Source organism: Streptomyces sp. NPDC045695 (genome assembly GCF_056432025.1).
In genome coordinates this window covers 37,905-56,129 of record NZ_JBWKJU010000001.1, presented here as the reverse complement: position 1 = coordinate 56,129, position 18,225 = coordinate 37,905, and the positions used below count along the sequence as shown (strand labels likewise).

Sequence of the window (18,225 nt, the reverse complement as noted above, 5' to 3'; positions counted from 1 at the left end):
CCAGCACCAGCACCAGCTAGAGGCGGCACACGTGTACGGCGATCCGGCAGCCATCCGCAAGATCCTCACCGAGCTCGGTGACACCTGGGCCGTGGTGGGCCTCTCGAACAACCAGCAGCGGGCGGCCTACGGGGTGGCCCGCGTGCTCCAGCGGTTCGGCAAGCGCGTGGTCCCCGTCCACCCCAAGGCCGAGACGGTGCACGGCGAGCCCGGGTACGCCTCGCTGGAGGAGATCCCGTTCGATGTGGACGTGGTGGACGTCTTCGTGAACAGCGAACTGGCCGGCCCGGTGGCCGACCAGGCGGTCGCCGTCGGCGCCGCAGCCGTCTGGTTCCAGCTCGGCGTGATCGACGAGGCCGCCTTCGACCGCACCCGCGAGGCCGGGCTGACCATGGTCATGGACCGCTGCCCCGCGATCGAGATCCCTGCGCTCTAAGGGGTGTCTTGTGGCTCATGGCGGGTGCGCGGCGCCGACATGGGCGGGACCGACACCGCGAGGGTCATCTCCATCGGCTCGGAACCGTCGTTGCGGTAGGAGTGCGGGAGGTTGGCCTCGAAGGTGGCCGCGGCCCCGGCCGGTACGCGGAACTCCTCCTCGCCGACCACCAGGGTCAGCTCCCCGGCCGTGACGTGCAGCATCTCGATGGTGCCGGACGGGTGCGGGGCGGATTCGGTCCCCTCACCCGGCACGAGGCGCCAGGTCCACAGCTCCATCGGTCCGCGCTCGTCGGTGCCGATCAGCATGGTCGTCGAGCTGCCGGCGTCGCTCGACCAGATCCGGACGACCTGGTCCGGCGCGACGATCCGGACCTGCGGGCCCCGGTCGTAGTCGAGGAGCGCGGAGATGCTGACCCCCAGGGCGTCGGCCAGTCTGACCGTGGTGGCCACGCTGGGGTTCGTACGGGCCTGCTCGATCTGGATGATCATCCCCCGGCTCACCCCCGAACGGGCCGCGAGCGAGTCCAGGGTGAAACCGCGCTCACCGCGCCACCTCTTGAGGTTGCGGGCGAGCGCCAGGCTGAGCTGTTCGAGATCCGACACCATTGCGTCCAATATGTTGGATGGCGCAGTCCAAGGGACTGCACTACCGTGCTGTGTATTCGATGCTGCACTCCACCGTTCACCGCACTGTACTGCGAGGCTCCCCATGACCGCCCTCTTCGCCCTGGCCACAGCCGTGCTGTGGGGTCTCGCCGATTTCGGCGGCGGGCTGCTGACCCGCCGGATACCCGCCCTCACGGTGGTCGTCGTCTCGCAGATCCTCGCCGTCGCCGTGCTCGGCGTGGTGGTCATCGCCACCGGCGCCTGGGGCGAGGCGGGACCGCAGCTGTGGTTCGCGGTCGGCGCGGGCCTGGTCGGGCCGGTCGCCATGCTCAGCTTCTACAAGGCGTTGGCCCTCGGCCCGATGGGCGTGGTCTCGCCGCTGGGTTCCCTCGGGGTGGTCGTGCCCGTCGTTGCGGGGCTGATGCTGGGTGAGCGGCCCGGCCTCGGCCAGTTCGCGGGGATCGCGGTGGCGGTCGTCGGCATCGTCCTCGCGGGCGGCCCGGAGCTGCGCGGCGCGCCCGTACAGCGGCAGACCGTCGTCCTCACCCTGGTCGCCGCCTTCGGGTTCGGCGCGGTGATGGCCCTGATCGCGCAGGCGTCCACCACCCTCACCGGGCTGTTCCTCGCCCTGTTCGTACAGCGCGTCACCAATGTCTGCGTGGGCGGAGCCGCCCTGTGGGCCCAGACCCGGCGCGGGGTCCCGGCCCTGCCGCCGGGCACCGGCCCGAGGATCCTGTGGACGCTGCTGCCCGCGCTGGCCTTCGTCGGCCTCGCGGACGTCGCGGCGAACGGCACCTACTCCCTCGCGGCCCAGAACGGCCCCGTCACCTTGGCCGCGGTGCTGTCCTCGCTCTACCCGGTGGTCACCGCGCTCGCCGCCTTCGCCGTGCTCAAGGAGCGCCTGCGCGCCGTCCAGGCGGCCGGCGCCGGCCTGGCCCTGGCGGGCACGGTTCTCCTGGCCGCCGGCTGAAAGCCGTTCGGGATACGGCAGCAGGGCCCGGCCCGCGCATCGCGGTCCGGGCCCTGCCCGTGCGGCGCCACCCTGCGGCGGCGGTCGCGTCACCCTGCGCGGTGTCGGTCGCGTCAGCCCTGCGCGGTGTCGGCGCCCGTCTGCCCGGCGCCCTCGGCTGCGCCTGCCTTCTCACGCATCTTGCGCACCAGCTCCGCCTTCTGATCCGCTGCACTTCGGCGGTCGAGGTTGCGGTGCGGGCCGTTGTTCTGGCGTTCGGCGCGGGACAGCTTCTTGCGCTGGCCCCCGCCCATGCCCACGGGGTTGTTGATGTTCTTGCTGACGGTCACGGGTTCTCCCGGTCATGATGTGAAGTGATGTGGGGATTCATCGGTGGGGGACGGGCGGGGCGACATCGAAGGACGTCAGCGGGGGCCCGTCACGCGCTCACTCGTGAATCGGGGTCTGGAAGAACATGACAAAGACGTTACCCGGTCCCGTCGCCCCCGGACACCAACCCCTGCGCCGTCACGGGGCGGCCTGGAGCGGCAGTGCGGGGAAGGGCAGCACGGCAAGTCCGGAAACGTACTGGTCGACGCCGTACCTCTCGGCCGGTTCCGCATGGGCCGACAGCTTCCCCTTCGTGTTGAACGGTGAGATCCACACCGTGATCCCACTGTCCGTTTCCCGCAGCCAGCGGTCCGAGCTCACATAACGGGGCCTGCGCGTCACATTGAGGATGTTGTTGTTGTGGCGCACCCTCGCGTGGTGCATGACGTAGTCGGGACACTCCACGACGGAACAGTCGAAGAACCGGTCCGTCTTCTCCCGCCACGAGTAGACCGGGGTTCGGTACTTCGGGTCGATCTTTCCGCGGTCCCCCCTCAGGATGATGACCGACATCGCGGCCACCAGCTGGTCGTAGCCGGCGTTCGCGGGCAGCTGCACCACCCGCTCCGTCTTGAAGTCCGCGCCGGGATAGACCCAGGAGTCGGGGTGCACCACCACGCCGGTGTTGAGCGTCCGGTACGCCGTGGGCCTGGCGTGGAGCTCGACGTCCCGCCCGCTCTCCACGTCGGTCCGCCATTCCTCCTGCATCAGCTTCGTCCTGCCCCCGTCGAAGGCCGACTCGCGCCCCTGCACCCAGTAGACGCTGTTGAGCACATAGGCCGGGACGTCCCCGTCGTTCGCCACGCGAAGCGTCACCGGGACGTGGACGAGGGGTCGCTTCGGATCCCTTCTCGGGGTACCGAATTTCGCCTCGACGACGAAGTGGAAGAGCGCGGTCTGGGGCTGGTAGAGGGCCGAGTAGGCGAAGTTGGCCGACGCGAGGAGGGCGGTGACGGTCAGACCCGCGGTGAAGCTCTTGGGATGGGGGATCCCGGTCCAGGCCCGCTCGCTCCACAGGATCCAGCCCGCCCAAAGCGACCAGAGGGAGAGCGGCAGGAAGATCCAGAGGTAGGGCGTGTACTCCCGCTCCTGGAACCAGACTCCCAGCAGCAGACCCTGCGAGGCCACCGTGATGAGGACGCCTACGAGCACCAGCGCGCCCGAGTAGCGCAGGGCCCGCTTGCCCCAGTGGTCGTACACCGCCGCGGCCGCGATGCCCTGGGCCGCCCCGGCGAGCATGAACAGGACTCCCGTCAGGCGTCCCGAGAAGGTCAGCGCGCCGAAGGCGTCCACCCTGCCGATGTGGACGAGAAGGACCATCGACGCGAGCAGGCCGGCGCTCAGCAGCGCGATCGTGCCGCGCCTGCGCCAGGTCCGGTCGGGCCAGACGTCGCTGCCCGCCTCGCGCCAGGTCACCAGCGCGCGGTCCGCAAGGTCCAGGTCCGGCGCCAGGCCCGCGCGACGCAACTGCCTGCGCAGGTCGCGCTGCGACCAGGCGCTGCCCGCCGGGGCGCCGCCGATGGTGATCGCGCGCAGGCCGCGGCCGTCCGGTCCCTGGACCACCACTCTGGGCCTGTTCATGACCCCAGGCTCACGGCCGGGCCCCGCGGGCGCACTCGGGGTTACTCCGAGCGCCCCGGCACGACGCGCCGCGGGGCCGTGCCGCGCGGCCCGTCAGCCGGTCTCGGCCGCCTGGTGCCGATCTTGCGCCAGTTCGGCCAGCCCACGCAGCTGCTGCGGGGTCATCCCGTCCGGGATCGGCACCGGCGGCGGTGTGCGCAGGGGCGGCTGCCAGCCCGTCTCCGGCTCCCAGCGGCGTACGACGCGCGCCGGGGCTCCCGCCACCACGGCGTGGTCCGGCACCTCGCCCCGTACGACGGCCCCCGCGGCCACCACGACGTTGCGGCCCAGCCGGGCGCCCGGCAGGATCACCGCGCCGGTACCGAGCCAGCATCCGGGGCCGATCTCCACGGGCGCGCTGCGCGGCCACTGCCTGCCGACGGGCTCGTGCGGATCGTCGTAGCTGTGGTTCGTCGAGGTGATGTAGACCCCGGGACCGCAGAAGGTGTTGGCCTCGATGGTGATCCGGGCGTCGGCTATGACATGGCTGTTGCGGCCTATGACCACGCCGTCGCCGAGCACCAGCATCGGCTCGGCGCCCAGGTCCAGGTCCGGCATCATCCCGGCGGTGAGGGTGACCTGCTCGCCGATGATGCAGTGCGCGCCGAGCCGGATCCACTGCTCGCCGAAGACCGTGCCCTGCGGGAAGGCGAGCCGGGTGCCGTCTCCGATCGCGCCGAACCGCAGCCGCCCCGGGGTCTGCGCGGTCACCGCGCCGGCCTGCTGCATCCAGCGCCAGCCGGTGTGGACCACGCGGTTCGCCAGCCGGCGGCGCAGGGCCGTCAGAGAGGAGAACGTGTTCTGGTTCTTCGGCACCCGGCCACGGTAATGGGCAGGGCGCCCCTCGGCCGGACCGCGATCCTGTGATCTTCACCCCATCGCGGGGGCGGCGGACCGCGTGCCCTACCGTGCCGTAAGCGCGGCAGTGGCACGGCAATCGCAATGGCAGTGGCGTCCGGAGAGACACCGGTGGCACCGGAGACAGAGGAAGAGAACATGATGCACCAGGCGGCCCAGGCACTCGTGGCGGGTGTCGGCGGAAAGAACCCGGACATCGACCCGACGGCCTTCACGGCGCCCACCTCGGTCGTGGTCGGTGAGGTCACCCTCGGCGCCGGCGCGAGCATCTGGTACTCGGCGGTGCTGCGCGCCGACTGCGGCCCGATCACCCTCGGCGCCGACAGCAACGTGCAGGACAACTGCACGGTCCACGTGGACCCCGGCTTCCCGGTCTCGATCGGGGAGCGCGTCTCCATCGGCCACAACGCCGTCGTGCACGGCTGCACCGTCGAGGACGACTGCCTGATCGGCATGGGCGCGACCGTGCTCAACGGCGCGGTCATCGGGGCCGGGTCCCTGGTGGCCGCCCAGGCGCTGGTGCCCCAGGGCATGGTGGTCCCGCCCGGCTCACTGGTCGCGGGCGTACCCGCCAAGGTGCGGCGCGAGCTGACCGACGAGGAGCGCGAGGGCATCAAGGTCAACGCCCTGATGTACGTGGAGCTCGCGAAGCAGCACGGCGCCTCGGTGACCCCGCAGGCTTAGGCCGTCTCTTTCAGATCTTGTCGGTTGGGCCCGCGTCGGCCGGTGCCGTGCATCGCAAGGCGGAGGGGCGCCCGTGTACGGGACGTACTCGGGCGCCCCGACAACGCGGCGAGGTGCGGCGCCGGGCGCCGCGGGCCAGGCAAGATCCGAAAGAGACGGCCTGAGGCCGTCTCGCCGGGTCAGTCCGAGGCGACGGCCGGAGCCGGCGCCTCGGCCGGCCCGGCCGGTGCCGGCACGCCGACCGTCCGCGCCGCCTTCTTCATCCGGCTGCGCATCACGAGGGTGACCGCGAGACCGAAGAGCACGGCGAGCGCGAGCGCCAGCCAGGAGAACCGCTTGAGCCACGGCTCCGCGACGATCCCCACCGAGTAGATGACGGCGGTGGTGCCGCCCGCCCACAGGATCCCGCCGAGGACGTTGGCGATCAGGAACCGCCAGTACGGCATGTGCAGCACGCCCGCCAGGGGGCCGGCGAAGATCCGCAGGAGCGCCACGAACCGGCCGAAGAAGACGGCCCACATGCCCCACTTCTCGAAGGAGCGTTCCGCCACGGCCACCTGGGCCGGGCCGAAGTGCTTCGGAAAGCGCCGGCCGAGCTTCGCCAGCAGCGGCTGGCCGCCCCGGCGGCCGATCGCGTAGCCGATCGAGTCGCCCACGATGGCGCCGGTGATCGCGCAGAGCGCCAGCACCACGGGGTCGATCTCCCCGTGCTGCGAGGCCAGCAGCGCCGAGCTGACCAGGATGATCTCTCCCGGCAGCGGGATGCCGAGGCTCTCCAGCCCGATGACCAGACCCACCAGGAGATAGATGCTGACCGCCGGAATCGTCTCCAGCCATTCCTGGATGTGCACCGGTACGTCCTCCCGTGTCGTCGCCGGCGCGACCCCTGTGACACGCCGAACAGGCAGCCTAGCGGCTGCCCACCACGACCTTTGACCTCAGTGGCAGTTCCCGCGACGAACGGCCCGCGAACACCTCCCGGCGGCCGGAACCCAGCACCCACGCCCGCCGCTCGGGGTCCCAGGAGGACAGCGCCCGGGCGTCGACGTCGACGGTGACCCGCTGCGCCTCGCCCGGCGCAAGGGTGATCCGCCGGTAGCCGGCCAGCGCCCGCACCGGCTGGTCGAGCCGCAGCTCGCGGGAGGGGCCGATGTACACCTGGGCCACCTCGGTGCCCTTGCGGCGGCCGGTGTTGCGGACGGTGAACTCCACGCGCAGGCCCCCGCTGCGGCCGTCCGCGGCGCCGTCCCGGACCGTCAGGCCCTCGTAGTGCCAGCTCGTGTACGACAGCCCGTGCCCGAAGGGGAACAGCGGGGTCACCTGCTGCGCGTCGTACCACCGGTGACCGACGTGGACGCCCTCCGCGTACTCCTGGCGGCCGCCCACCCCCGGGTAGCGCAGCGGGTCGCCGCCCACCGGGGTCCGCTGCTCGTCGGCCGGGAAGGTCTGGGTGAGGCGTCCGCCGGGGTCCACGTCCCCGAAGAGGACGTCGGCGGTGGCTCCCGCGCCTTCCTGGCCCGGGTAGTACATCTGGAGGACCGCCCCGGTACGGGAGAGCCACGGCATGGCCGTGGCGGAGGGAGTGTTGAGCACGACCGTCGTACGGGGATTGGCCTCGGCCACGGCCTCGATCAGACGGTCCTGGCCGCCGGGCAGCGCCAGGGAGGTCCGGTCCCTGCCCTCCGTGGCGTCCTCGTAGGCGAACAGGACCACGCTGCGGGCCGACTGCGCGGTCCTCACGGCCTCGGCGAGGTCCGCGGCCCGGCTCGCCCCGGTGGTGTACCGGAGCCGGAAGCGCTGGCCCCGGGCCCCGCCCTGGGCGTTCACGGCGAGCCGGTGCAGGCCCGCCTTCAGGGCGAGGGTGCGACGGCGGACGGTCATTCCGTCGGGTGCGGAGCCGAGCAGTCCGCCCGCGAAGTGCTCGGCCACGCCCTCGCGGACGGGGAACAGCTCCTGCCCGTCGAGGCGTACACCGGGCCGCTGCCGCCCGGTGTAGTGGACGAGCAGGGTCCACTCGTCGTCCGCCGCGAGGCGGAACTCGCCCGCGTGGCTCCAGCCGCGCCCGGCGTCCACGAACCGGTCGTCCAGGTCCGCGGGCGGGCTCAGCAGCCCGGCGGGCAGCGGTCTGCCGTAGAGGTCCTCGCCGAGTGCGTAGCGCACGGTGGCGCCCTTCCCGGCCCGCCGCCGGATGGCCGTGAGCGGGGATGCCGCCCCGTCGGGCACCACGTGCGCGCTGCCCCCGCCGCCGACGAAGGGCACCTGGCCGGTGGGGCCGATCACCGCGATCGAGCGGGCGGCGGCGCCGGACAGCGGCAGGGTCCCGTGCTCGTTGCGCAGCAGCACCGCCCCCGCGGTGGCCACCTTGCGGGCCACCCGGGCCCCGGCCGCGGCGTCGCGCGCGGGCCGGGTGGCGGGGCGGGCCGCGAGCAGCCCGAAGCGGTCCATGGTGGTGAGGACGCGGTGGACGGCGAGGTCGACGGCAGCCTGCGGTACGGAGCCGCCGCGCACCGCGTCGCGCAGCGGCCTGCCGAAGTGGGTGCCGCCGGGCATCTCCATGTCCAGGCCGGCGCCGATGGCGGCGACGGTGCTGTGGGCGGCGTCCCAGCCGGAGACCACCCACCCGTCGAATCCCCAGTGCTTGCGCAGCAGTTCGTCGAGCAGGGGCTTGCTCTCGCAGGCGTAGACGCCGTTGACCTTGTTGTACGCGCCCATCACGGCGCCCGCGCCGGCGGCCACGGCGGCCTCGAAGCCGCGTAGCTCGGTCTCGTGCAGGGTCTGCTCGGCGGCGATCACGTCGACGGTGTCGCGGCCCTGTTCCTGGTTGCTGAGGGCGAAGTGCTTGACGGCGGCGATGAGTCCCTCGTCCTGGATCCCGCGGACCATCTCGCGGGCCAGGTCGGCGGTGAGGCGCGGGTCCTCGGCGAAGCTCTCGAAGGTGCGGCCCGCGTACGGGGTGCGGATGAGGTTGACCAGGGGCGCCAGGAGGACGTCCTGGCCGAGCGCCCGGCCCTCGCGACCGAGGACCCTGCCGTACTCGCGGGCCAGCGCCGGGTCGAAGGCGGAGGCGAGCAGGACCGGGGCGGGCAGCGCGGTGGACCGGGCGGTGACGCGTACCCCGGCGGGGCCGTCGGCGAGGCGCAGCGCGGGGATGCCCAGCCGCGGGACGCCGGGCACGTAGCCGGCCTGTCCGAGGGGGGCGGGGTCCGGGGCACCGTGCAGCAGGGCGGTCTTCTCGTCGAGGGTGAGCCGCTCCAGCAGGGAGTCGATCCGGGCGGCGCTCCCGGGCCCGGCGGCGGCCGGCGCGGCGGGCGGGCCCGTGCGCCGCCCGGCGCCCGGCGGCAGGGTGGGCGCGCAGGAGCCCGCTGCGAGGGCCGTGCCCACCGCGCCGGCCGAGCCGAGCAGCCGCAGCGCGCAGCGTCTGGACAAGGCCTCGCTCATGGGCGCTCCCCGCGGCGGCGTGGTTCGGCGGGAGCGGCCCGCGCCGGACCGCTCCCGCGCCCCACTGTGCACCGCGGGCCGCTGGTGCCCGGCGAGGCGCGCCACCGCGGTCCCCGGTTCAGCCCTCCGGCAGCGCGGGCGGGCCGTCGTGGCTGCGCCGGGGCCCGTCCTGGAGCTGGACCCGCGCCTCGGTGCGGTGCCCGCGCGCGATGTAGTCGCGTACGACGGCCTCCACCGCGTCCTGCGGGGAGCCGACTCCGGCGAGCACCATCACCTCCACCACGAGCTCGGCGTCGAGGCTGATGTTGACCTTGGCCACGGGTGCCCCCTCCATCGTCGTGGAAGGGACTGTAGGGGATGTCCGGCCGTGACCGGCCGGGAACCGCCTACGCGTTGGGGCGCAGGGTCCAGACGACGGTCATTTCGCCCGTCACGGCCTCGTCCTCGCGCTGGATGGCGATGGTGACGGGGAACTCGGGGCGGCCGCCCGCGTCGAGTTCGGCGACGACGTCGGCCACCGGGCGGCCGAGGGTCGCGGTGGCGGTCACGACGCCCTTGGCGAGCTTCTTGTAACCGATCTCGGCCTTCACGGCGAGGGGCACGGCGCGCGAGAGCTGGTCGCCGAAGGCGGCGAGGACGATCGCGCCGCTCGCGGACTCGGCGAGGGTGAACATGGCGCCTGCGTGCGGGCCGCCGACGTGGTTGTGGAAGTCGGGCTGGTCCGGGAGCCGGACGACGGCACGCTCGGGGGTGGTCTCCAGGAACTGGAGGTTCAGGGTCCGGGCCATCGGCACGGTCGCGGCGAGCAGTTCGCCCACGTTCATCTGGTCTGCGCTCATGGAACGCGATGTTACCCGTGGGTAGATGTTCTTGGCCAGAGCCTGACAGGGGGTGGCCGTGGCTGCCGGGGGTCGCTCCCACTATCGTTACCGGCCATGTGGCCAGGACAGCAGCAGCCGCCCGGGGGCGAACAGAACCCTCAGGACGCGCATCAGAACCCGTACCAGCAGCAGCCGGGACAGCCGAACCCGTACCAGCAGCAGCCCGGTTACGGGTACCCGCAGCAGGGCTACCAGGCGCCCCCGCCCAGCCAGCCGTGGGGCCAGCAGACGCCTCCGGCGGCGCCGCAGGGCGGCGGCTCGAGCCCGTACTCGACCAAGACCGTGGCCATCGTCGCGGCCGCCGCGGTCGTCGTGGCGGCCGCCGCGACCGGTGCGTTCGTCCTGACCCGGGACGACAAGAACACCGAGGCGAACGACAAGCCGCCGGCGGCCAGCTCCTCCGCGCCGGTCTCCGAGACGCCCGCCCCGGCCGGCAGCGGCAGCGCCAACCCGCGCGCGGGCGGCGCCATGCAGCCCGTCATCCCGGGCTGGAAGGTCGTCGTCAACACGAAGTACAACGTCGCCTACGACGTACCCGCCGAGTGGAACGTCAACGACTCCGGCGTGTCCCTCGCCCTCAACGACGAAAAGGACGGCAAGCCGGTCATCACGATGTCCGGCACCGCCACCCTGAAGCAGGAGTGGTGCACCGTCGACAAGAACGCCGACGGCACCCTGGAGAAGTACTCGCTGGCGGACACCGGCGTCAAGGGCGCCCAGGGCGCCAAGGACACGGCCCAGGCGGCAACGGACAACACGGGCACCTGGGTCTGGGCGGCTTACGCCCAGAAGGAGCCCAAGGGAACGGTCAAGGTGACCGAGGCGAAGGAGTACACCACCGCCTCCGGCCTCAAGGGCCACACGGTGGTGGCCACCGCTCCGGGCGTGAAGAAGGAGAACAAGTGCTCCTCGGACGGCAAGGCGGTCGGCTTCGCCTTCAAGAACGCCGTCGGTGACTTCGCCAGCTTCGTGATCGTCGGAGCGGCGGGCGTGAAGGACGAGGTGCCGACCGACGTCTCCGACAAGATGCTCAGCTCCATCCGGCTCTCCACCGGCTGATCCCGGGCTTCCGTCCCCGGCCGGCCATCCGTTCGTCCGTTTGGATTCCGGCCCGGGGGCGGGCGATAGTCCGGGGGTGACCACTCCCCCCGCCGCACCGCCCCGGACCCCCGCACGCCCTCGTCGGCCCGCCTGGGTCGGCCGCAACTACAGCCTGCTCACGGGCGCGGCGGTGGTCACGAACCTCGGCAGCCACGGAGCGCTCATCGCGGCCGCCTTCGCGGTACAGGAGGCCGGCGGAGGCGCCGGCGACCTCGGTCTGGTCGCCGCCGCCCGCACGCTGCCGCTCGTCCTGTTCCTGCTCGTCGGTGGCGCGATAGCCGACCGGCTGCCGCGCCACCGGGTGATGGTGGCGGCCAACGCCCTCAACTGCCTTTCCCAGGCGGCCTTCGCCCTGCTCGTCCTGACCGGCGACCCCCAGCTGTGGCAGATGATGCTGCTGACCGCCCTGTGCGGCACCGGTACAGCGTTCTTCAACCCCGCGGCCGAGGGCATGCTGCTGGCGACGGTCTCCGGCGAGCACGCCAACCGCGCCTTCGCGCTCTTCCGCATGGCCATGAACGGCGCCGGCATCGGCGGCGCCGCCCTCGGCGGGGCGATGATCGCCCTGATGGGTCCGGGCTGGGTGCTGGCCGTGGACGCGGCGGCCTTCGCGGTCGGGGGCGCCCTGCGCGCGTTCCTCGACGTGAGCCACATCGAGGACCGGGCTCCCGGCGGCGGCCTGCTGGCCGACCTGCGCGAGGGCTGGGTGGAGGTGCGGACCCGCCCCTGGCTGTGGAGCATCGTGCTCCAGTTCTCCGTCGTCGTGGCCGTCGTCGGCGCCGCGGAGGCGGTCTACGGTCCGCTGGTCGCCCGGGACCGGCTGGGCGGGGCGGCGCCCTGGGGCCTGGCCCTGGCCTTCTTCGGCGTCGGCACCATCGCCGGGGCCGCCTTGATGATGGTGTGGAAACCGCGCCGGCTGCTGCTGGTCGCCACCCTGTGCGTGTTCCCGCTGGCGCTCCCGTCGGCGGGACTGGCCGTGCCGCTGCCCGTCGGGGGGCTGTGCGCGGTGATGCTCGTCAGCGGAGCCGCCATCGAGGTGTTCGGCGTCAGCTGGATGACGACGATGCACCAGGAGATCCCGGAGGAGAAGTTCTCCCGGGTCTCCGCCTACGACTGGTTCGGCTCGGTGTCGATGCTCCCGCTGGCCACCGCCCTGGCGGGACCTGCCGAATCGGCCTTCGGCCGCACCGAGGCCCTGTGGGGGTGCGCGGCCCTGGTCGTCCTGGCCACCGCCCTGGTCCTGCTGGTCCCGGACGTCCGCCGCATGACCCGCCGCGAGGACGGCCCCGCCGGCGTGTGAGGCGCGGGGTCCGGGGCGCGGCCGCGAGCAGCACCGCCCGGACCCGGCCGCTCACCCGAGGCTGAACGCACCCTCCGGCGGCGCCGGGGAAGGAGCCGCGTCCGCGTCGGCCACCGCCGCGGCCCCGCGCATGAACCGGGCCAGCCCGTCCCCGTACTCCACCCGGGCGGGAAACGGGTCGGCCGCGCACCGCCGCGCCACCGGCGCCACCTCCAGCGGAGCGTCCGAGGCGAGCAGCACCGCGTTCCCGAAGCGCCGCCCCCGCAGCACCCCCGGTTCGGCGATCAGCGCCAGCTCCGTGAAGGCCGCCCGGAAATTGGCCAGTTGCGACCGCAGGAAGTCGAACGGCGCCCCGTCGGCCAGGTTCGCCACGTACAGCCCGCCCGGCCGCAGCACCCGCGCGGCCGCCCGCGCGTACTCCACCGAGGTCAGCTGCGCCGGCACCCGCGAGCCGCCGAAGACGTCCGCCACCACGACGTCCGCGCTGCCCGCCGCCGCCGACTCCAGCCAGGCCCGCGCGTCGGCGGTGTGCACGTGCACCCCGCAGTCCTGCGGCAGCGGCAGGTGCTCGGCGACCAGCTCGACCAGGCCCGCGTCGAACTCCACCACGTCCTGCCTGGATCCCGGCCGGGTCGCCGCGACGTAGCGCGGCAGGGTGAGCGCGCCGCCGCCCAGGTGCAGGAGGTCCAGGGCCCGGCCCGGCTCCGCCGCGCAGTCCAGGACGTGCGCGAGGCGGCGTGCGTACTCGAATTCCAGGTGCTGCGGATCGTCCAGGTCCACGTACGACTGCGGCGCACCGTCCACGGTCAGCAGCCAGGCCCGTTCGCCGTCCACGTCCGGCATCAGCTTGGCGGTGCCCTGGTCCACGTCCCGGATCACCGGGATCTGTTCGTCGCTCACCCCACCATTGTCGGGCCGCCTCAGCCCGCCCAGACCGCCCGCGCCTCGGATGCGTGCGCGGCGGCCTGCGCCAGGCCTGCCCGCGCCGCCGGGTCCCGCCGGGCCGGGTCCAGTACGTTGCGCCCGATGGCCTTGCGGGCCGCCGTCGACGGCGTGATCAGCAGAACCTTCGACCCCGCTTCCCGCAGGCGGGCGGCCTGCGCGGCCGGGGCCGGGACGAGCCCGGAGCCGAGGGAGACCGGTGCGATGATCACCACGCGGGCGTAACCGGCGGCAAGATCGGCGTTGGTGGCGGAGCGGACGCCTCCGTCGATGAACCGGCGTCCGTCCACCGTCACCGGCGGCCACACGCCCGGCACCGCGCAGCTCGCCGAGACCGCGTCGACGAGCCCGCCGCCGCTCTCCCCGTCGAACGCCTTGAGGTCACCGCTCAGCGCGTCCACCGCGGTGACGACGAACCGCCGCTGCGGCCACGCGTGGGAGACCAGCCGGGCCGCGAGCACCTCGCGCCGCTGCGACTCCTCGCCCGTCGCGGCGGCCAGCGCGAGGGCGCCGACCCGCTGCCGGTAGTCCGTGGCCGAGCGCGAGCGCGCCATCGCGAGGGCGTAGCGCGCGATGACACCCGCCCCGATCCTCGCGACGGGCTCACCCCGCGCGTCGCCGAGCTGGCGCTCGTACAGCTCCTGCACGGACAGCAGGCCGGAGGTCAGCTGCGCGCCGACCACCGAGCCGGCGGAGGTGCCGACGACCAGGTCGGCGGTGGTGAGGTCGACGCCCTCGCGGGCGAGCCCGTAGAGGATTCCGCACTCCCAGCCGATGCCGGTCAGGCCTCCGCCGCCGAGCACCAGTGCCGTGTCGCCGCCCATCTCCGCCCGCCCCTCCGCGCATGCCTGTGGTGACGGCAGTCTGGCGCAGCCGGGCCGCCGTCACCACAGGGGGGTCGGGACCGATCCGGCGGGATCAGCCCAGCACGGCCGTCACCGTCCCCGCGCCGACGGTCCGCCCGCCCTCACGGATCGCGAAGCCGAGCCCCGACTCCAGCGGGACGTCCCGTCCGAGCTCGACGGTCATCGTGACCGTCTGCCCGGGCCGGGCCACGGCGGCCTCCCCCAGGTCCACGTCGCCCACCACGTCGGCGGTGCGGATGTAGAACTGCGGGCGGTAGCCGGTGGCGACCGGTGTCGTACGGCCGCCCTCGCGCGCCGACAGGACGTACACCTGCGCGGTGAAGCGCCGCTTCGGCGTCACGCTGCCGGGAGCGGCCACCACGTGCCCGCGGCGCACCCCGTCGCGCGGCACTCCGCGCAGCAGCAGCGCGACGTTGTCCCCGGCCTCGGCGGACTCCATCGGCTTTCCGAAGGTCTCCAGGCCGGTGACCACCGTCTCCACCGGCTCTCCGTCGCCGCCCAGGACCGCGACGCGGTCGCCGAGGCGTACGCTCCCGCGCTCGACGGCGCCCGTCACGACGGTCCCGCGCCCGGTGATGGTCAGCACGTTCTCCACCGGCAGCAGGAACGGCGCGTCCGTGTACCGCACCGGCGTGGGCACGTACGTGTCCACCGCGTCCAGCAGCGCCCGGATCGCCTCGGTCCACCGCGGGTCGCCCTCCAGCGCCCCGAGCCCGGAGACCCGTACGACCGGCGCGGCGTCACCACCGTAACCGTGTGCGGTGAGCAGCTCGCGGACCTCCAGCTCGACGAGGTCGGTCAGCTCGGGGTCCCCGGCGTCGGCCTTGTTGAGCGCCACCACGATGTGGTCGACGCCGACCTGCCGGGCGAGGAGCACGTGCTCGGCGGTCTGCGGCATGACCCCGTCGAGCGCGGAGACGACGAGGATCGCCCCGTCGAGCTGCGCGGCGCCCGTGACCATGTTCTTGATGTAGTCCGCGTGCCCGGGCATGTCCACGTGGGCGTAGTGCCGGGTGTCGGTCTCGTACTCGACGTGCGTGAGGTTGATGGTGATGCCCCGGCGGGCCTCCTCGGGCGCCCGGTCGATGCGGTCGAAGGGCACGAAGGAGGCGCCGCCGCCCTCGGCGAGGACCTTGGTGATGGCGGCGGTGAGGGTGGTCTTGCCGTGGTCGACGTGACCCATGGTGCCGATGTTGAGGTGCGGCTTGGTCCGCACGAAGGCCGTCTTGGCCATGATGTCTTTTCCCGTGGCTGGAAGCTGGACGGGACCCCTGGACCGAACCGACCCTCCCCCTGCGGGGTCCGCCGGACGATCCGGGAAGGGTCAGCTTCGTGCGCCGTCGAATGCGGCGGGGGCGGGTGCGCCTGCCAGTGCGGCGAGGAGCGCTGCTGCGTCCACGGCAGCCTTCGGCGCGTCCGCGACTGCGGACGGCGCTGCGAGGAAGGCGAACCGGGACATGTCCCTGATCCTGCCGGACCGGGCCGGGGCCGTCGAATGAATTTCCGCGCGGGAACTTCCGCGCGCGCGGGGACCGTTGGTCGGACGGCCGGCGCGCGGGGATCACCGTCCGTCCGACCCCGTGAGACCCGGATTACGGTGCGCCGTCACACGGGTCGGCTAGTCTCCCCGGGTGTCCCTCCTCCTGGCGCCGTGGATCCGGCTGTCGCTGCTCGTCGTGCTGCTGGTGGCGGCCGGCGTGTGCGTGCTGCTGTACGAGCCCCAGCGCATCCTCTCGGAGGGCTGGCCCCCGGGGCTCCCGGTGGGGACCGCGGTCCTGCTGTTCGCCGCCGCGTACGGGGTGTGCGCGGCGGCCTTCGTGCCGCGCCCCCTGCTCAACCTGGCCGCGGGAGCCGTCTTCGGCACCGCGTTCGGCCTCGTCGCGGCGGTCGCCGGCACCGTCCTCGGCGCCGCGATCGCCTTCGGCCTCGGCCGGATCATGGGCCAGGAGGCGCTGCGCCCGTATCTGCGCGGCCGCTGGCTGGAGGCGGCGGACGGCCAGCTCAGCCGGCACGGCTTCCGCTCCGTGCTCGCCGTCCGGCTCTTCCCCGGGGTGCCCTTCGTGGTGGCCAACTACGGCGCGGCGCTGTCCCGCTGCCGCTGGGGTGCCTTCCTGCTCGCCACGGCGGTCGGCGTCGTCCCGAACACGACGGCGTACGTGATCGCCGGAGCCAGCGCCTCCTCCCCCGGATCGCCCGCCTTCCTGGTGTCCTTCGGCTTCATCGTCGTCTCCGTGGTGGGCGCCGGAGCCGTCGCCTGGCGCAAGAGGCACCGCCTGGCGCCCGCGCGCACCGGCGCCCCGGCGTGCGAACTGGCGCCCCAGCACCCCCCAGTGGTCAGCGGCGCTTCGCACGGGCCCTAGCATCGGACGCGAACTGCCCGACGATCACAAGGACGAGCGCACCCCGACATGAGCTGGTTCGAATCCCTAATCCTCGGTCTCGTCCAGGGGCTTACGGAGTTCCTCCCGATCTCCTCCAGCGCCCACCTGCGGCTGACCGCGGCGTTCGCCGGCTGGGAGGACCCGGGAGCGGCCTTCACCGCCATCACCCAGATCGGCACCGAGGCCGCCGTACTGATCTACTTCCGCAAGGACATCGCGCGGATCATCTCCACCTGGTTCCGGTCGCTGTACACCAAGGCGCTGCGCTCCGAGCAGGACGCGAAGATGGGCTGGCTGGTAATCGTCGGCTCGATTCCGATCGGCGTCCTCGGCCTCACCTTCAAGGACCAGATCGAGGGCCCGTTCCGCGATCTGCGGCTGACCGCCACCACCCTCATCGTGATGGGCATCGTGCTCGGCGTCGCCGACCGGCTGGCCGCCCGGGACGAGGAGGGCGGACGCCACCGCGCCATCCGCGAGCGCAAGACGCTCAAGGAGCTCAGCGTCAAGGACGGCCTGATCTTCGGTCTCTGCCAGGCCATGGCCCTGATCCCGGGCGTCTCCCGGTCCGGCGCGACGATCTCCGGCGGCCTGCTGCTGGGCTTCACCCGCGAAGCGGCGGCCCGCTACTCCTTCCTCCTGGCCATCCCGGCCGTGCTGGCCTCGGGCGCCTTCGAGATCAAGGACGTGGTCGAGGATCCCGGTCACATCTCCTGGGGTCCGACCGTCTTCGCGACGGTCATCGCCTTCTTCGTCGGGTACGTCGTCATCGCGTGGTTCATGAAGTTCATCTCCAGCAAGAGCTTCATGCCCTTCGTGATCTACCGGATCGTGCTGGGCGTCGCCCTCTTCGTGCTGGTCGGCACGGACGTGCTGAGCCCGCACGCCGGCGAGTCCGGGCAGTAGGCGCCACCGCCCCCGCCCCGCCCCCGCCTCACCGCTCCGCGTGAACCTCGAGCCGCCCGGGAACGTTCCCGGGCGGCTCGTGCGTCGTTGTGCCTGAAGAGACGGGAAGAGGCCGGAAGGCAAGAAGCAGGGGGTGTCCCATGGGTCGAGTGGTTCTGGAGCGTTTTCCGGCCGGAAGTCCGCGGGGGAGCTGGCCCGCCGAGGAGTACGCCGCGCAGCGCCTGCGGGAGGGGGTGGCGGCCGAGGTGGTCATGGATCTCGACAGCGACGCGTTCCTCGTCGTGGTCCGGCAGCGGGAGTCCCGTTCCGGTCACTGACCGGCCGCGCGCGGATCCGTCCGGCGCACGCCCCTTGGCCTGACGCCCGCGCAGCCCCACACTGGCGCGATGACTCAGCGTGTGGACCTCGCGACGGTAATGGACCGGCTGGCGATCGACGAGGTGGTCTCGGGTTACGCGGTGGCGGTCGACGACGGCGACTGGGCCGCGTACCGCGCCCTGTTCACCGCCGCCGGGCGGGTCGACTACACCTCGGCGGGCGGGATCGAGGGCCCGGTGGGGGAGGTCGCCGACTGGCTCGCGGAGACCATGAGGCTCTTCCCCGTGCGCCAGCACCTGATCGTCAACCGGCTGATCCGGCTGGAGGACCTGGGCGGTTCGCCCGGTGACAGCGCGGAGGTACGGGCCGACTTCCTCAATCCGATGCGCCTGGAGGGGGCCGGGGCCGAGAGCGGTACGGTCACCGCGCCCAACTTCGTCGCCGCCGGACGCTACGCCTTCGCCCTGGCCCGCACCGGCGAGGGCTGGCGGCTCACGCGCGTCACCGTGCACGAGAAATGGCGGCACCTGGCCGTCTGAGCCCGTGC

Annotated in this window: 21 protein-coding genes; 9 read left to right on the top strand and 12 right to left on the bottom strand. The window is 73.1% G+C overall.

All coding sequences use genetic code 11. The features are described from left to right. Positions 1 to 31: 31 nt before the first annotated feature. Positions 32 to 436, top strand: a complete 405-nt coding sequence (locus tag AC07DU_RS00305; RefSeq protein ID WP_453373574.1) for a CoA-binding protein — start codon at positions 32 to 34, stop codon at positions 434 to 436. Here AC07DU_RS00305 and AC07DU_RS00300 read toward each other — a convergent pair. Further along, positions 433 to 1,041: a helix-turn-helix domain-containing protein gene (locus tag AC07DU_RS00300; RefSeq protein WP_360898470.1), complete on the bottom strand. Its 609-nt coding sequence runs from the start codon at positions 1,039 to 1,041 to the stop codon at positions 433 to 435. The two genes, AC07DU_RS00305 and AC07DU_RS00300, sit on opposite strands and share 4 nt — an antisense overlap. A gap of 106 nt (positions 1,042 to 1,147) precedes the next feature. Between AC07DU_RS00300 and AC07DU_RS00295 the strand changes: the two genes are divergently transcribed. Further along, positions 1,148 to 2,014, top strand: a complete 867-nt coding sequence (locus AC07DU_RS00295; RefSeq protein WP_479108786.1) for an EamA family transporter — start codon at positions 1,148 to 1,150, stop codon at positions 2,012 to 2,014. Positions 2,015 to 2,127: 113 nt separating this feature from the next. Here the strand turns inward: AC07DU_RS00295 and AC07DU_RS00290 are convergent, their stop codons facing one another. From AC07DU_RS00290 to AC07DU_RS00280, 3 genes are all read right to left on the bottom strand, one after another. Further along, positions 2,128 to 2,343 (bottom strand): DUF6243 family protein, encoded by a 216-nt coding sequence (locus AC07DU_RS00290; protein WP_360898344.1) that lies wholly within the window; start codon positions 2,341 to 2,343, stop codon positions 2,128 to 2,130. Between the two features lie 178 nt (positions 2,344 to 2,521). Continuing rightward, positions 2,522 to 3,964 carry a hypothetical protein gene (locus AC07DU_RS00285; protein WP_479036891.1) on the bottom strand — a complete coding sequence of 481 codons (1,443 nt, stop codon included), beginning with the start codon at positions 3,962 to 3,964 and terminating at the stop codon, positions 2,522 to 2,524. Positions 3,965 to 4,057: 93 nt separating this feature from the next. Continuing rightward, the gene (locus AC07DU_RS00280; RefSeq protein WP_360898340.1) at positions 4,058 to 4,819 is read right to left on the bottom strand and encodes an acyltransferase; all 762 of its coding nucleotides are present in this window, start codon (positions 4,817 to 4,819) and stop codon (positions 4,058 to 4,060) included. Positions 4,820 to 5,002: 183 nt separating this feature from the next. Here AC07DU_RS00280 and AC07DU_RS00275 point away from each other — a divergent pair, with 183 nt between their 5' ends. Beyond that, positions 5,003 to 5,545: a gamma carbonic anhydrase family protein gene (locus tag AC07DU_RS00275; protein ID WP_479109343.1), complete on the top strand. Its 543-nt coding sequence runs from the start codon at positions 5,003 to 5,005 to the stop codon at positions 5,543 to 5,545. A 179-nt stretch (positions 5,546 to 5,724) separates the two neighbouring features. Here the strand turns inward: AC07DU_RS00275 and AC07DU_RS00270 are convergent, their stop codons facing one another. The 4 genes from AC07DU_RS00270 to AC07DU_RS00255 form a co-directional block, all read right to left on the bottom strand. After that, complete coding sequence (locus tag AC07DU_RS00270) at positions 5,725 to 6,396, bottom strand: DedA family protein (RefSeq protein WP_453373579.1); 672 nt, start codon at positions 6,394 to 6,396, stop codon at positions 5,725 to 5,727. A gap of 58 nt (positions 6,397 to 6,454) precedes the next feature. Beyond that, entirely contained in the window at positions 6,455 to 8,983 is a 2,529-nt protein-coding gene (locus tag AC07DU_RS00265; RefSeq protein ID WP_479108785.1) for a glycoside hydrolase family 3 protein, read from the bottom strand. A gap of 118 nt (positions 8,984 to 9,101) precedes the next feature. Next, on the bottom strand, positions 9,102 to 9,302 hold the full coding sequence (locus AC07DU_RS00260) for a type II toxin-antitoxin system VapB family antitoxin (RefSeq protein WP_360898468.1): 201 nt from the start codon (positions 9,300 to 9,302) through the stop codon (positions 9,102 to 9,104). A gap of 67 nt (positions 9,303 to 9,369) precedes the next feature. Beyond that, positions 9,370 to 9,807, bottom strand: a complete 438-nt coding sequence (locus AC07DU_RS00255) for a DUF4442 domain-containing protein (RefSeq protein ID WP_267726011.1) — start codon at positions 9,805 to 9,807, stop codon at positions 9,370 to 9,372. Between the two features lie 111 nt (positions 9,808 to 9,918). Here AC07DU_RS00255 and AC07DU_RS00250 point away from each other — a divergent pair, with 111 nt between their 5' ends. Next, complete coding sequence (locus tag AC07DU_RS00250) at positions 9,919 to 10,923, top strand: DUF8017 domain-containing protein (protein ID WP_479108784.1); 1,005 nt, start codon at positions 9,919 to 9,921, stop codon at positions 10,921 to 10,923. 76 nt (positions 10,924 to 10,999) lie between these two features. Continuing rightward, the gene (locus AC07DU_RS00245; RefSeq protein ID WP_479108783.1) at positions 11,000 to 12,265 is read left to right on the top strand and encodes an MFS transporter; all 1,266 of its coding nucleotides are present in this window, start codon (positions 11,000 to 11,002) and stop codon (positions 12,263 to 12,265) included. Positions 12,266 to 12,316: 51 nt separating this feature from the next. Here the strand turns inward: AC07DU_RS00245 and AC07DU_RS00240 are convergent, their stop codons facing one another. The 4 genes from AC07DU_RS00240 to AC07DU_RS00225 form a co-directional block, all read right to left on the bottom strand. After that, positions 12,317 to 13,108: a spermidine synthase gene (locus tag AC07DU_RS00240; protein ID WP_453374100.1), complete on the bottom strand. Its 792-nt coding sequence runs from the start codon at positions 13,106 to 13,108 to the stop codon at positions 12,317 to 12,319. Positions 13,109 to 13,185: 77 nt separating this feature from the next. Further along, positions 13,186 to 14,031: a patatin-like phospholipase family protein gene (locus AC07DU_RS00235; RefSeq protein ID WP_479036905.1), complete on the bottom strand. Its 846-nt coding sequence runs from the start codon at positions 14,029 to 14,031 to the stop codon at positions 13,186 to 13,188. A gap of 94 nt (positions 14,032 to 14,125) precedes the next feature. Further along, a complete protein-coding gene (gene tuf, locus AC07DU_RS00230) occupies positions 14,126 to 15,307 on the bottom strand; it encodes an elongation factor Tu (RefSeq protein ID WP_453374075.1) in 1,182 nt (393 codons plus the stop codon). 90 nt (positions 15,308 to 15,397) lie between these two features. Then, positions 15,398 to 15,532, bottom strand: coding sequence for a hypothetical protein (locus AC07DU_RS00225; RefSeq protein ID WP_360898324.1), 135 nt, complete (start codon positions 15,530 to 15,532; stop codon positions 15,398 to 15,400). 172 nt (positions 15,533 to 15,704) lie between these two features. On the opposite strand from AC07DU_RS00225, the gene AC07DU_RS00220 reads away from it, so the two are divergent. The 4 genes from AC07DU_RS00220 to AC07DU_RS00205 all read left to right on the top strand — a co-directional run bounded on the left by AC07DU_RS00220 (position 15,705) and on the right by AC07DU_RS00205 (position 18,217). Continuing rightward, positions 15,705 to 16,433, top strand: a complete 729-nt coding sequence (locus tag AC07DU_RS00220; protein WP_479036914.1) for a TVP38/TMEM64 family protein — start codon at positions 15,705 to 15,707, stop codon at positions 16,431 to 16,433. Between the two features lie 48 nt (positions 16,434 to 16,481). Then, positions 16,482 to 17,360, top strand: coding sequence for an undecaprenyl-diphosphate phosphatase (locus tag AC07DU_RS00215; RefSeq protein WP_360898320.1), 879 nt, complete (start codon positions 16,482 to 16,484; stop codon positions 17,358 to 17,360). Positions 17,361 to 17,500: 140 nt separating this feature from the next. Further along, positions 17,501 to 17,677, top strand: coding sequence for a hypothetical protein (locus AC07DU_RS00210; RefSeq protein WP_360898318.1), 177 nt, complete (start codon positions 17,501 to 17,503; stop codon positions 17,675 to 17,677). A 69-nt stretch (positions 17,678 to 17,746) separates the two neighbouring features. Continuing rightward, positions 17,747 to 18,217 carry a nuclear transport factor 2 family protein gene (locus tag AC07DU_RS00205; RefSeq protein WP_360898316.1) on the top strand — a complete coding sequence of 157 codons (471 nt, stop codon included), beginning with the start codon at positions 17,747 to 17,749 and terminating at the stop codon, positions 18,215 to 18,217. Positions 18,218 to 18,225 lie beyond the last annotated feature (8 nt).